This window comes from Tenacibaculum sp. 47A_GOM-205m, from assembly GCF_000518405.1.
GTDB lineage: Bacteria > Bacteroidota > Bacteroidia > Flavobacteriales > Flavobacteriaceae > Polaribacter > Polaribacter lutimaris.
This window is the reverse complement of record NZ_JADN01000004.1, coordinates 432,324-445,363: the sequence shown is the minus strand read 5'-3', so window position 1 is coordinate 445,363 and position 13,040 is coordinate 432,324. Positions and strand designations below refer to the sequence as shown.

Annotated in this window: 13 protein-coding genes; 4 read left to right on the top strand and 9 right to left on the bottom strand. The window is 32.4% G+C overall.

Features of this window, described 5'->3' with window-relative positions; all coding sequences use genetic code 11:
* The first annotated feature begins 156 nt into the window (after positions 1–156).
* Both N534_RS0105710 and N534_RS0105705 read left to right on the top strand, forming a co-directional pair.
* Complete coding sequence (locus N534_RS0105710; RefSeq protein WP_028891566.1) at positions 157–714, top strand: carboxymuconolactone decarboxylase family protein; 558 nt, start codon at positions 157–159, stop codon at positions 712–714.
* 106 nt (positions 715–820) lie between these two features.
* Positions 821–1,183 carry a plastocyanin/azurin family copper-binding protein gene (locus N534_RS0105705; RefSeq protein ID WP_028891565.1) on the top strand — a complete coding sequence of 121 codons (363 nt, stop codon included), beginning with the start codon at positions 821–823 and terminating at the stop codon, positions 1,181–1,183.
* Positions 1,184–1,227: 44 nt separating this feature from the next.
* Here N534_RS0105705 and N534_RS0105700 read toward each other — a convergent pair whose 3' ends face one another.
* The 9 genes from N534_RS0105700 to N534_RS0105660 form a co-directional block, all read right to left on the bottom strand.
* A complete protein-coding gene (locus N534_RS0105700) occupies positions 1,228–2,283 on the bottom strand; it encodes a class I SAM-dependent methyltransferase (protein ID WP_028891564.1) in 1,056 nt (351 codons plus the stop codon).
* A gap of 197 nt (positions 2,284–2,480) precedes the next feature.
* Positions 2,481–2,696 carry a PLD nuclease N-terminal domain-containing protein gene (locus N534_RS0105695; RefSeq protein ID WP_028891563.1) on the bottom strand — a complete coding sequence of 72 codons (216 nt, stop codon included), beginning with the start codon at positions 2,694–2,696 and terminating at the stop codon, positions 2,481–2,483.
* A gap of 154 nt (positions 2,697–2,850) precedes the next feature.
* Positions 2,851–4,143, bottom strand: coding sequence for an aminopeptidase P family protein (locus N534_RS0105690; protein ID WP_028891562.1), 1,293 nt, complete (start codon positions 4,141–4,143; stop codon positions 2,851–2,853).
* A 154-nt stretch (positions 4,144–4,297) separates the two neighbouring features.
* A complete protein-coding gene (locus N534_RS0105685) occupies positions 4,298–4,882 on the bottom strand; it encodes a Crp/Fnr family transcriptional regulator (RefSeq protein WP_028891561.1) in 585 nt (194 codons plus the stop codon).
* 190 nt (positions 4,883–5,072) lie between these two features.
* On the bottom strand, positions 5,073–5,855 hold the full coding sequence (locus N534_RS0105680) for a DUF4382 domain-containing protein (protein ID WP_028891560.1): 783 nt from the start codon (positions 5,853–5,855) through the stop codon (positions 5,073–5,075).
* Between the two features lie 110 nt (positions 5,856–5,965).
* Positions 5,966–7,279 carry a DEAD/DEAH box helicase gene (locus N534_RS0105675; RefSeq protein WP_028891559.1) on the bottom strand — a complete coding sequence of 438 codons (1,314 nt, stop codon included), beginning with the start codon at positions 7,277–7,279 and terminating at the stop codon, positions 5,966–5,968.
* Positions 7,280–7,411: 132 nt separating this feature from the next.
* Complete coding sequence (locus N534_RS0105670) at positions 7,412–7,666, bottom strand: hypothetical protein (RefSeq protein WP_028891558.1); 255 nt, start codon at positions 7,664–7,666, stop codon at positions 7,412–7,414.
* An 84-nt stretch (positions 7,667–7,750) separates the two neighbouring features.
* Positions 7,751–8,716 carry a succinylglutamate desuccinylase/aspartoacylase family protein gene (locus N534_RS0105665; protein ID WP_028891557.1) on the bottom strand — a complete coding sequence of 322 codons (966 nt, stop codon included), beginning with the start codon at positions 8,714–8,716 and terminating at the stop codon, positions 7,751–7,753.
* On the bottom strand, positions 8,697–9,584 hold the full coding sequence (locus tag N534_RS0105660) for a RimK family alpha-L-glutamate ligase (protein ID WP_028891556.1): 888 nt from the start codon (positions 9,582–9,584) through the stop codon (positions 8,697–8,699). The genes N534_RS0105665 and N534_RS0105660 overlap by 20 nt, the downstream gene beginning before the upstream one ends.
* A gap of 141 nt (positions 9,585–9,725) precedes the next feature.
* Here N534_RS0105660 and N534_RS0105655 point away from each other — a divergent pair, with 141 nt between their 5' ends.
* Together N534_RS0105655 and folB are read left to right on the top strand one after the other, a co-directional pair.
* Positions 9,726–12,554: a glycosyl hydrolase gene (locus tag N534_RS0105655; protein WP_051435851.1), complete on the top strand. Its 2,829-nt coding sequence runs from the start codon at positions 9,726–9,728 to the stop codon at positions 12,552–12,554.
* A 99-nt stretch (positions 12,555–12,653) separates the two neighbouring features.
* Positions 12,654–13,016, top strand: a complete 363-nt coding sequence (gene folB, locus N534_RS0105650; protein WP_028891554.1) for a dihydroneopterin aldolase — start codon at positions 12,654–12,656, stop codon at positions 13,014–13,016.
* The last annotated feature ends 24 nt before the right edge of the window (positions 13,017–13,040 follow it).

Sequence of the window (13,040 nt, the reverse complement as noted above, 5' to 3'; positions counted from 1 at the left end):
TTGTATCAGAATTCAAAACTAATGAATTATAAAAACAGAAATTAACCAATGCCCTAATTGTTGGGGGTATCAAGAATATGATGAGCAGTTTCCAGAAAGAGAATTATGTAACTGTGAAAAAACAAACTAAAAAAACAATTTTAAAATAGTAAAATTATGAGTACAAGAATTAAAACATTAAACCCAGAAACTACAACAGGAAAATCGAAAGAATTATTTGAAGCTGTTCAGAAAAAAGTAGGATTTATTCCGAACATAATTAAAGTAATGGGAAATTCACCAACACTTTTACAAAGCTATTTGAGCTTAGGGGATATTGCTGTAACAGGTAATTTTTCTAATAAATTTAGAGAACAATTAGCATTGGCAATAGCTGAGGAAAATACTTGTGATTATTGTTTGTCTGCTCACACAGCTATCGGTAAAATGAATGGTTTGACAGAAGATGAAATAGAGCAAAATAGACAAGCAGAAGCATCAGACGTTAAAACTAAAGTAGGATTACAGTTTGCTCAAAGTATTACAAGAAATAGAGGAAATGTAAGTTCAGAAGAAATAGCAGAAGTTAAAGCAGTAGGATATACTGATGAAGACATTTTAGAAATTTTATTAAATGTTGTTTCTAATACGTTAACTAATTATGTAAACCATATTGCAGAAACAGAAGTTGATTTTCCAAAAGTAGAAGCAGGAAAATTTACACAAAGCGTTTAAAAAACAAGTAGGTTTTGTATTCGTAAATAATATATTTTATTATTAATGGGGGACGGTTGCAGAACTACTTGTTTTAAAAAAAGATAATCATATAAAAACAATTAAAATGAAACGAATTATTATAATATTAGTATTACTAGTTGGTGTTGTTTTTCAAGCCAATGCACAAAAAGTAAAAACAGTAACATTAGAGCAAACCAAAGGAGTGTTTACTCAAAAATCATTAACACTTACAGCAGGGACTTATGTTTTTGAAATTTCAAATAAAAATGTAGGACATGATGTTGGGTTTGTATTAGCTCCTAAAGGAAAGACAGATGAAAAACACCATATTAAAGAAGCATACGTAACCTCTTTAGTAAAGAATAACAGTAAGTCAAACACTAAAGAAGTAACGTTAGCAAAAGGAGAGTATGTATATTTTTGTCCGTTAAACCCTACACCGCAATACACATTGAAAGTAGAATAGATTTAAAAAAGCCCTTAAGTAAGGGCTTTTTTAATTTGTGTTATTTATGGTTTTGCTTCAAATATTAGGTTGAATGGATTATGAGTTGCAACCCTAAATTTAGAAAAACCACCTTCATTAGCTACCATTCCTATCTTTTTTTCTCCTGCTTGAGCCCCTAAAGCAAGTCCAACTTCTTGGTTTAAAGAACAAGGAGTACATATAGTGGTAGAAAATGCATAAAAAGCTCTTCCGATAGGATTAAGATTTTCTTCTAATGAATCATTAGCAAAAGGTTCTACAATCATACAAGTTCCATCAGGTTTTAGAACTTCTTTAACGTGTTTACAAGCTCCAACAGGGTCGCCCATATCGTGTAAACAATCAAAAAAGCAAATAAGATCATAATCTTTACCAGGAAAATCTTTAGCTGTGGCAACTTGAAAAGTTATGTTGTTAACATTGGCATCTTCAGCTCTTTTTCTTGCTTGGTTAATAGATTCTTCATGAAAATCAAAGCCTATAAAAGTAGAATTTGGAAATGCTTTAGCCATTATAATTGTTGAAGCTGCATGACCACAACCAATATCAGCAACTTTAGCTCCTTTTTTTAATTTATCAACAACACCGTCTAATGCTGGTAACCAATTATCAATCAGGTTTCCTTCATAGGATGGACTGAAAAACTTTTCGGTACCACAAAATAAACAAGTGTTATGATCTCCCCAAGAAATTCCTTTTCCTGTTTTAAAAGCTTCTTCAACTTTTGGTTCGTCATGATATACTGAAGACACAGCATAAAATCCTCCTGTCATAAAAACAGGGCTTTTCGAATTACCAAAAACAGCAGTTTGTTCAGGAGTCATGAAAAAATTATTATTAGCGGCATCATATTCTACGTACCCAGAAGCAGCTTGTGCAGCTAACCATTCTCTTACATATCTTTCTGATGTGTTTGTTTTATCTGCCAATTCATTAGAAGATAGTGCTTCAGATTCTGAAAGAGATTTATACAATCCTAGTTTGTCACCAATGGTAACAAGAGGTCCATTAGCTGCAGCACCCATTTCGGTAACTACTTTTCCTAATAAGTCGTGTAGTTTTGTTTCGTTTAGTTCCATAATTAAATAGTTTAGTTGTTAGTAGAAAAACTAATGAGAAACAACACGTTAATTATGTACTAGATAAAGTAAAAAGTTTGCAAACTCATTAGTAACATGAGGAGCGAGCCGAATTTAAAAATTAAATAGATAGATAACAAAGGAAATCCCTGTTAATTAGTAGGGATTTTTTACTGTTTTTTATGATAAACTTTTGTTTACTCTTTTATTTTTTGTTCTCTTCCAATTAAGAAATATAAGACAGCTCCCAAAAAGTTGGCAAATAAAACTACTAAAACCCAAACAATTTTATTGTTTCCTTTAAACTCACTTTTTAAAATATCAACGAGAGCAACAATGGTTGGTATAATTCCAAGTAAAATAATTAAGATTAAAAGAATTTGCCAAGGGCCAATCATTCCTAAATAAGTCATATAATAACAATTTTTGGAGCTAAAATAATAAAAAATAATAGAGATGATCCAGTAGAAGTATTTTTTTCTTAGCTTTAGGATGAAATAAAAAAGAAAAACGTCATTACTTTTCTATCAGAAAAGTAATGACGTTTTTAATGTATGTAAAACGATACTATTTATTCATAATATCTTCTATTTCGTCTGCATCAATAGGTATGTTGCGCATTAAGTTAAATGGCTCACCTGTTTCTTGAATAACAACATCATCTTCTAAACGAATACCAAAACCTTCATCAGGAATATAAATACCAGGTTCAACTGTAAATACCATATTAGCTTCCATTGGTTGGTGTAATAATCCGTAGTCATGTGTATCTAATCCCATGTGGTGAGAAGTACCGTGCATAAAATACTTTTTATATGCTGGCCAATTAGGATCTTCATTTTGAACATCTGCTTTGTCTAATAAGCCTAAACCTAATAACTCAGAAGTCATTAATTTACCAACTTCTACATGATAATCAGCCCAAAGAGTTCCAGGAACTAACATTTTTGTCGCGTCATTTTTTACGCGGTTTACAGCATTGTATACTGCTTTTTGTCTGTCAGTAAAACGCCCAGAAACAGGAATGGTACGAGTCATATCTGATGAATAATTTGCATATTCAGCTCCTACATCCATCAATAATAAATCACCAGCTTTACATTGTTGGTTGTTTTCAATGTAGTGCAATACGTTTGCATTGTTACCTGATGCAATAATTGGTGTATAAGCGAATTTTTTAGAACGGTTTCTAATAAATTCGTGAATGTATTCTGCTTCTACTTCATATTCCCAAACACCAGGCTTTACGAAATCTAATACACGTCTGAATCCTTTTTCAGTAATATCACAAGCGGTTTGAATTAAATCAATCTCGATTTGATCTTTTATTGAACGTAAACGTTGTAAAATAGGATTGCTTTTTGCTACTGAATGTGCAGGATATTTATTTAATAACCATTTAGTGAAACGAGCTTCGCGAGTTTCAGTTTCAACAGTAGCACGGTAATGCTCGTTAGTGTTGATGTAAACTGTATCGGCTAAGGCCATCATTTCAGCTAATACTTTTTCTAAATCTTGTAACCAGTGTACGTTTTTTATTCCACTAGTTTCTAAAGCCTTTTCTTTGGTTAGTTTTTCACCTTCCCAAACAGCAATATGCTCATTAGTTTCACGTAAAAATAAAACTTCACGTAAATTTTCTTTCGGACAATCAGGGAATAAAATTAAGATACTCTCTTCTTGATCAACTCCGCTTAAAAAGAAAATATCTCGGTGTTGTTCAAAAGGCAGAGTACTATCTGCACTTACAGGATATATGTCGTTTGAGTTAAAAACAGCTAAACTATTTGGTTTCATTTGTGCCATAAAGTTTTTACGATTTTTAGTAAACAACTGGCTATTTATTGCATGGTATTTCATCTGTTAATAATTTATTGTTTTTTAATGGTCAGATGTAACATCTAAATTATTTTATCTCTGTTTAATTATGGATGTTTCATCATGTTTTAAATAAAACTTAATAAAGTCCTTCAAAAATACGGAAAGAAACTGTGCAAATATTAGCCATTTGGCGCTAATTTATGTTTTTTCGAATCCTACTCATGTGTCGAGTAGAAATCCCTAAAAAAGAAGCTAAATAATGTAAAGGAACTTCTTGAAGAAGCTTAGGCTCGTTAATAAGTAGTTTTTTATAACGTTCTTCAGGAGTTAAAGTCAACAAATCAATACGGTAATCATCAATTAAAAAAATTTGATTTTCTATAAAATTGTAATAAAATTGATGAAAAGCTCTGTTGTTTTTTATAAGGTGTTTAAAATCACCAATTGTTAGTCCCCAAAGTTTACAGGAGCTTAATGCTTTTATATTTTTAGGGGAAGGAGTTTGTTGTAAAAAACTTTTTAAGGAAGAAGCAAACCCATTTCGTAAGGCTAAGTAGGTAGTTTTTTCTTGTCCGGAAACGGTAACAGCATATTGTAAAATTCCACTTTCTACAAAACAGAAATAACGACAAGGATCTCCTTTTTTTACTAAAAACTCATTTTTAGATAAGGAAAACTCATTAAAACTATCAATAATTTCAGGGATTAAATTATTTAAGGTTTCATCATTTATGATGTTTTGTATACGCTGTGTAATAGCTTTTTTAGAAGCGTCCATTTATGGAAATAAATTTTAGCTTAAAAATATAAAAAAAGAAGCTATTTCAAAACATCTAATTTGATGTCATTTTGAATGAATTTGAGAAGTCAATTACAAAAAATATCCCTTAACTTGTAACAGATGAAATTTCCTATATTCGAAAATGACGTTTTGAAATAGCCTCTTAAAGAGTTTATCTTTATAAGAATTATTCTACTAACTCAATAGTTCCCATATCGGTGTTTTCACCTAGTACAGAATTAACTCCTTCAACAGTTTTTGGTGCTAAGCCAGAAGCCTCGTCTGGAGTAAAGGTTACGTTATAAGTGCCTGCTGGCACTCCGTGTAACATAAATTTACCTTCTTCATTGGTGTAGGTTGTGATTGCCTCTTCTTCTCCAGAAACAGCGCTAACTTCTACTTGATAATCAAAAGGATTTACCATTCCAGAAATAGCACCTGAAGCAGCTTCGGTAATAACTCTAATAGTTGGTTTTAAACTATAAGCACCATTACCTTCAACTACGATTGATTTGTCAACCATAAAGTCTAAAATAAAGGTATACTTTACACCTCCAACTAAATTTTGATGTACGTTTAATTTTAATCCTGATTGTTGAGCACTAGGGGTTGCTAATGGATGTGTTTGTCCATCTACCACAATCGAGTTGTTATCACCTAAAACCAAACGGATTTGGCTAATTTTTCCAGCAGGAATTTCAGTATCAACTAATAAAGCATCAATACCTCCGGTTAATTCTAGTAAGTCATAAACTTGTGGGGTTACGTTCCCTAAGCTCTTCCATCCGTTTTCTCCATCATTTGCATTAATCATCACGTCTTGCACGTCAATGTTTACTGCATCGTAATCTCCTGGAGCATCAACTAAGCGAACTTCTACTTGAGATGTTTTAGGGTCATCGTTAGAACAGCTAATAAAAGCGGTAAAAAAAGTTGCTAAAGCAACTAATAAAAAAACATGTTTTTTCATAATTATATTGGTTTTGTAATACACAATTATATAACAAGATTTATACCAAAATATTGCTTTGTTTAATTAGTAAATATTTCAAGTAGTTGATAAAGAGCAATATAAAATTATTATTGAGATGTTTTATTATTCCTTCTATTTCTATTGTTTCGTTTTTTAGGAGTATTTTTTTTAGCTTCTCCTGAAAAAGATTTTGTTTGTTTTTTCTTTGGATTAGAAGTATTCAACGATTTTTTAGCTGGTTTCTTTTCAGTACGCTTTGGTCGTTCAGTTTTAACTTCATCTTTTATGGTAGATAAATCAAACCCTTCTAACTGAGAAACGATAATTTTTTGTCCTAATAACTTTTCAATACTTTTTAAGTATGCTTCCTCTTCTTGCGATACTAATGAAATAGCTTCTCCGCTAGCACCAGCTCTTCCTGTTCTACCAATTCGGTGTACATAATCTTCAGGAACGTTTGGAAGTTCAAAATTAATAACATGTGGTAGTAATGGAATGTCTAATCCACGTGCAGCAATATCAGTAGCTACCAATACTCTAATAGAATTGTCTTTAAAACCTTTTAAGGCTTTGGTTCTTGCTCCTTGACTTTTGTTTCCGTGAATAGCTGCGGCAGAAATTCCTCTTTTAACTAGTTTTTCAGTCAATCTATTAGCACCATGTTTAGTTCGAGTAAAAATTAAAACTTGACTCCAATTTCCTTTTGAAATTAATTGACCAACTAATTCGGTTTTCTTGCTTTTCGGAACTTTATATAGTTTTTGATTTACTTTTTCGGCAGTTGTATTTTCAGGAGCTGCTTCAACCATCACAGGATTGTGTAAAATACCTTCTGCCAATTTTTTTATTTCTTTTGAAAAAGTTGCCGAAAACAACAAGTTTTGACGTTTTTGAGGTAAAAATGAGATGATTTTTTTAATATCTCGTAAAAAACCCATGTCAAGCATTCTGTCGGCTTCATCTAAAACCAAAACGTCTACACGTTTTAAAGAAAGTTGATTTTGTTCGTGTAAATCTATTAATCTACCAGGAGTAGCTACCAAAACATCAATCCCGTTTTTAAGTGTTGCTATTTGAGCGCTTGGTTTTACTCCGCCAAAAATAGCGGTAGATTTAATATTTAAATGTGTGCTGTATTCACGCACATTATCATATACCTGAGCTGCTAACTCTCTTGTAGGTGTTAGTACCAATGCTTTGATTGGACGATATTTTGGATTCTTTTTTTCTGATATGTTTTGTAAAATAGGCAAGGTAAACCCTGCTGTTTTACCTGTTCCGGTTTGTGCAGAAGCTAATACGTCTTTGCCTTCTAAAATAACTGGAATTGCTTTTTCTTGAATAGGAGAGGGGGTTTCGTACCCTTTTTCGGTTACAGCTTTCACTAAAGCTTTTGATAAACCTAACGATGTAAATGTCATATATAATTCTTCAGTAGGATCTAAATTAAGACACCACTATGAGCCTACAAAGGTACTGCTATTTATTGGGCTTCGTCTATAAATAAAAAAGACGCCTTATTTAGGGCGTCTTTTCTTTAGTTTTATTTGTGTTTAACTTTTAGCCATGGCGCTTTTAATGATACCAACAATAACCAGTAAAACAGCTCCACCAACACCACTTCCAGCAATGTTTCCGATAATACCAGAAATATCAATGTTTAGCATTCCTAACAATTGAGCTCCCAGGCCACCACCTAAAATCCCTACAACAGAGTTCCAAAGGGTGCCTAAAGAATACTTTTTTAATACAGCTCCTGCAAGATTACCTCCTACAGCACCGCTTAATAAGCTAATAAGAAATTCCATAATCTATAATTTTTGATTAGTTAATTAGTTAATTTGAATTAAAGAACGTAAAAAATAAATTATAAAACAAATAAAATCAATTAGTTATGTGTTTCCTAGGTGAAATAAAGCATCTCCCATATTAATAATTGGAAAGTTATTTTTAGCAATGATATAGCCATTTGCTGGAGATTTTACAGTAAAGTTTGTTTCCCCATAAGTATCCATAATATGCCCTAAAATTTGTCCTTTTTCTACTTTTTCACCATTATGAACCGTTGGTGTAAAGAGTCCTGCAACTTTAGCACGTATCCATCTTCTTTTTTTAATGTGAATAGAAGATTTTTTTTTAGGAACTTGAACTTTTTCATGTATCATTTTAAAGTGTTTTAAAACACGAAGTGTTCCGTCAATTCCTTGTTGAATGGCTTTTTCTTCTAAACGTAATGATTCTCCTCCTTCATATACAATTACAGGAATATTGTTTTTATAACACTGATTTCTAAAGGACTTTGGAATAAGGCTAGAACCAAACATAAAAGGAGCACTAAAAATATTGGCTAGTTGAAGCCCTATCTCATCTTGAGGGGTGTATCGTATTTGTGGAAAATTATTGCGTTGTTCACCACCTGTATGATAATCAATAGCAAAATCTACATTATTAGTTATTTCTTTTATCAGGTAATATGCCATTCTACTGGCTAAAGATCCCGTTTTTGACCCAGGAAAGCTTCGATTTACATCTTTACCATGCATGTCGCGAGACATGTTTAAGAAACCAAATACATTTAACAAAGGAACAACAATAACACAGCCACGATGAATTTTATACGATTTATCAATTAACATTCTTCTTACCAATTCTACGCTATTTACCTCGTCTCCATGCAAACCGCCTTGTAATAAAATAGTTGGTCCCACTTCATCACCATTAAAAATATATACAGGAATTTCTATGAGGGTTCCTGTAGGTAATCGGTCAATTGGAATTCGGATGAGTTTAGATTCACCCAACTTTATCTTTTGCCCTCTTATTTCTATGGTTTCGTTTTTAAAGTTTTGGTCGAACATTTTCTTCTAAAAATTTAATAATAGTTTTAGCAATATTATCTTTGGTATATGTTTCAATTCCTTGTAAACCAGGGGTAGAATTAACCTCAATAAGTAAAGAACCACGTTTTGAACGTATCATATCTACTCCAGCAACAAAAAGATTTAAGCACTGAGAAGCTTTAATAGCAATTTCTTCTTCTTCTAGGGTTAAAGTAACTTTTTGCCCACTTCCTCCTTTATGAATATTAGAACGAAAATCCTCATCTAACCCTTTACGTTTCATTGAAGAAATTACTTTATTTCCAACCACAAAAGCACGAATATCTTCGCTATTACTTTCTTTAATGAATTCTTGTAATAAAATACCGGTATTAGAACTGTATAAAGTATCAATAATAGAAATAGCAGATTTTTTACTTTCTGCTAAAATTACTCCAGATCCGTGTGTACCTTCTTGTAATTTAATTATGATAGGAGCTTCTCCTAATAAATCTATTTGTTCTGCTACATTTTCAGGATTTACTGAAAAAACAGTTTGTGGTATCGGTAACTCATTTCTATTGGCTATTTGTAAGGTCTCTATTTTGTTTTGTGCTTTTAAAATGCCCGATGAATTAGCAGTACTGTACACTCCGTTTAGTTCAAACTCTTTAACCACAGCAGCTCCATGTCTCATTGCAGAAAAGCCTATTCGAGGTATTATTACATCGGGAATATCAACAATGTCTTTGCCCTGATAAATAATTGCAGGTTTACCTTTGCCTAGTTTGATAGAGCATTTTAAATGATTGACAATTTCAACTTTATGACCTCTACGAAGAGCTTCTTTGTATATTCTTTGTGTTGAATAAATATGTTCGCTAACAGAAAGAATAAAAATAGTCATAGCTTTATGTAATTGAGTTAACACAAATCTAATAATTTTTTGTGGGTGTATTACTTTGGGAAAATACCCCAAAATTCTGTTAATTTTTTTGAAATAGTTTTTACTTACAGTATTTTCACCAACTTACTAAACCAAATGATCATGAAAAACTTAGCAAAAGTTTGTATTGCTTTGTTGCCATTTACAGTAGTTGCTCAACAACCTACTTCAGCAGAAAAAATACAAGAGGCTTTACAGCAAAAAGAAGCGTTAACAAAAAATTCCACGGTAAAAAACATTTCATTTAAAAGTATTGGACCTACAGTAATGAGTGGACGTGTGGTAGATATTGATGTAAACCCAAAAGATCCAACAGAATTTTATGTAGGATATGCCTCTGGAGGAGTATGGCATACCAATAATAACGGAACGACTTTTACTCCAATTCTAGACAACTCACCAACACAAAATGTAGGTGATATTGCTGTAGATTGGAAAAATGGGACAATTTGGGTAGGTACGGGAGAAAATAACTCTTCTCGTTCGTCGTATGCAGGAATCGGGATTTTAAAATCTACCGACAAAGGTAGAACATGGACAAATGTAGGACTACTTGATTCTCACCATATAGGTCGTATTTTAATCAATCCAAACAACCCAGATGAGGTAATTGTTGGTTCTATTGGTCATTTATACTCATCAAACAATGAAAGAGGGGTTTTTAAAACTTCTGATGGAGGTAAAACATGGACAAAAACCTTGTTTATTGATGAAAACACAGGAATTATCGATATTCAGCCTGTGCCAAATAACTTTAATATTTTATATGCTGCTGCATGGGAACGTGAGCGTAAAGCATGGAATTTTGATGGAGACGGAAAAAATTCAGCAATTTATAAATCAACAGACGCAGGAAATACATGGACTAAAATTTCTGAGAACAATGGTTTTCCTAACGGAGATGGAGTAGGAAGAATTGGTTTAGCGGTTTATGATGAAAACACAGTGTATGCTTTTCACGATAGTCAATTCCGAAGAAAGAAAGATTCTACGAAGCAAGCTAAAGGTTCAGGAGCTTTGACAAAAGAAGAACTTGCTTCAATTTCGGCAGATGAACTTTTAAATATGAAAGACAAAAAATTGAATTCATATATTAAAATGAATGGTCTTCAAGAGAAATATCGTGCAGAAAACATTAAACAAATCATTCGCTCAAGTCCAGGAGAAATGAGACCTAGTGATTTGGTTGGTTACTTAAAAGACGCTAATGCTGCATTATTTGATACTCCAGTAATAGGAGCGGAGGTTTTTAAAACTACTGATGGAGGAAAAACATGGAAAAAAACACACGAAGGATATTTAGATGATTTGTACTATTCGTATGGTTACTATTTTGGGGAAATTCGTGTTGATCCACAAGACCAAAATGGAATTTATGTATTGGGAGTTCCAATTTTAAAATCGAAAGACGGAGGAAAAACATTTACATCTATTAGTAAAGAAAATGTACATGCCGATCATCAAGCATTATGGGTAAATCCTAAAAAACAAGGACACCTAATTGATGGTAATGATGGAGGATTAAATATTTCATACGATGATGGAGAAAGCTGGATTAAATTAAATCAACCAGCAGTTGGTCAATTTTATACCGTATATGCGGATAATCAAGAAGTGTACAAGGTATATGGTGGATTACAAGACAACGGAGTTTGGGTAGGAAATCATAATGCAAAAATTGACAAAAGCTGGCATCAAACAGGAAAGAATCCTTATGAAAGTTTAATGGGAGGTGATGGTATGCAGGTTGCTGTTGATGATAGAAACCCTAATATTGTATATACGGGGTATCAATTTGGAAACTATTATCGAATTGATAGAGCTACGGGAAAACAAACCTACATTCAGCCAAAACCAAAAAAAGATAAGCCAGCATATCGATTCAACTGGCAAACACCTATTTTGTTGTCAAAACACAATCAAGATATCTTGTATTTAGGAGGGAATAAGTTACACCGTTCACTAAATAAAGGTGATGATTGGGAAGAAATCTCAGGAGATTTAACCAAAGGAGAAAAAGAAGGCAATGTAGCTTACGGAACATTAACTACCATTTCTGAAAGTCCGTTTCAATTTGGTTTAATCTATGTAGGATCTGATGATGGATTGGTACAAGTGACTAAAAACGGAGGAGGAAGTTGGGAGAAAATTTCTAATTCTTTTCCGCAAAACTTATGGGTAAGTCGTGTAATAGCTTCAAAGTATAAGAAAGAGCGTGTATATGTTACGTTAAATGGGTATCGTTTTGACGATTTTACTCCGTATGTGTACGTTTCTGATGATTATGGTAAAACATGGAAAGATATTAGTAGTAATATTCCAACTTCTGCGGTAAATGTGATTAAGGAAGATCCAGAAAAAGAAAATATTTTATACCTAGGAACCGATAACGGATTGTATGTTTCTTTCAATCAAGGTGAAAGATGGGAAGCTTTTAGTAATGGTTTACCAAATGTAGCAGTTCACGATTTAGTAATTCAACCAAAAGCAAAACATTTATTAGTAGGAACACACGGACGTAGTTTATACAAAGCAGATGTTACTTCGTTACAAGAGTTTGACAGTAAAGAAGCTATTTTTAGTATAAAGAATGTTAAAAAAAGAAATTCTTGGGGAAGCTCTTGGAGTAAGTGGTTAGAGCCTTATACACCAAGTGTTACCATTCCATTTTATGTAAATTCTGATAAAGAGCTTGTGTTAGAAGTGTATTCTTTAGATGATATCTTGGTAAACACTATAAAAATGAATGCAACAAAAGGATTTAACGAGGTTGTATATGATGTTTCTTTTTCAGAAAAAGGAAGAAAGAAATACATGAAAAAACATAAAGAGGCTGAAATTAAAAAAGCAAAGAATGACAATTATTATTTACCTAAAGGAAAATATAAAGTAACTATAGGTGAATTGACTCAAACATTCGAAATTCTTTAAAAAAAGAAATTATAAAAGAGGAAAATAATTTTGTTTTCCTCTTTTTTTTGAAATAAAATTTACACGACTTAAATAAAGAAACATTACTATTTTTGCGACATGGGAATAATACGTGTAAACAACATCCGATTATTTACAAATCACGGATGTTTAGATGAAGAAGCAAGAATAGGTTCGGAATATAGAGTAGATATCAAAGTAAAAGCCGATTTACAAAAATCAGCACAAACCGATGAGTTGGTTGATACGGTAGATTATGTGCATTTGAATCAAATTGTAAAAGAAGAAATGGCAATTCGTTCTAAATTATTGGAGCATGTTGCTAGGAGAATTATAGAAAGAATCTTTAGAGAGATACAATTAGTTGATGAAGCGGAGGTTAGCGTAGCAAAAATTAATCCGCCGATTGGAGGAAATGTTGCTGAGGTAGCAATTGTTTTATCAGAAGTGCGTAAAAAGTAAAAAAAGCTTGCAAAAAAAGATAAA

Bases quoted from the DNA above. Each gene is read 5' to 3' on its own strand.
- N534_RS0105710 (WP_028891566.1), top strand. From the start codon at position 157: ATGAGTACAAGAATTAAAACATTAAACCCAGAAACTACAACAGGAAAA.
- N534_RS0105705 (WP_028891565.1), top strand. From the start codon at position 821: ATGAAACGAATTATTATAATATTAGTATTACTAGTTGGTGTTGTTTTT.
- N534_RS0105695 (WP_028891563.1), bottom strand. From the start codon at position 2,696: ATGACTTATTTAGGAATGATTGGCCCTTGGCAAATTCTTTTAATCTTA.
- N534_RS0105685 (WP_028891561.1), bottom strand. From the start codon at position 4,882: ATGGACGCTTCTAAAAAAGCTATTACACAGCGTATACAAAACATCATA.
- N534_RS0105680 (WP_028891560.1), bottom strand. From the start codon at position 5,855: ATGAAAAAACATGTTTTTTTATTAGTTGCTTTAGCAACTTTTTTTACC.
- folB (WP_028891554.1), top strand. From the start codon at position 12,654: ATGGGAATAATACGTGTAAACAACATCCGATTATTTACAAATCACGGA.
- N534_RS0105670 (WP_028891558.1), bottom strand. From the start codon at position 7,666: ATGGAATTTCTTATTAGCTTATTAAGCGGTGCTGTAGGAGGTAATCTT.
- N534_RS0105675 (WP_028891559.1), bottom strand. From the start codon at position 7,279: ATGACATTTACATCGTTAGGTTTATCAAAAGCTTTAGTGAAAGCTGTA.
- N534_RS0105700 (WP_028891564.1), bottom strand. From the start codon at position 2,283: ATGGAACTAAACGAAACAAAACTACACGACTTATTAGGAAAAGTAGTT.
- N534_RS0105655 (WP_051435851.1), top strand. From the start codon at position 9,726: ATGAAAAACTTAGCAAAAGTTTGTATTGCTTTGTTGCCATTTACAGTA.
- N534_RS0105690 (WP_028891562.1), bottom strand. From the start codon at position 4,143: ATGAAATACCATGCAATAAATAGCCAGTTGTTTACTAAAAATCGTAAA.
- N534_RS0105660 (WP_028891556.1), bottom strand. From the start codon at position 9,584: ATGACTATTTTTATTCTTTCTGTTAGCGAACATATTTATTCAACACAA.
- N534_RS0105665 (WP_028891557.1), bottom strand. From the start codon at position 8,716: ATGTTCGACCAAAACTTTAAAAACGAAACCATAGAAATAAGAGGGCAA.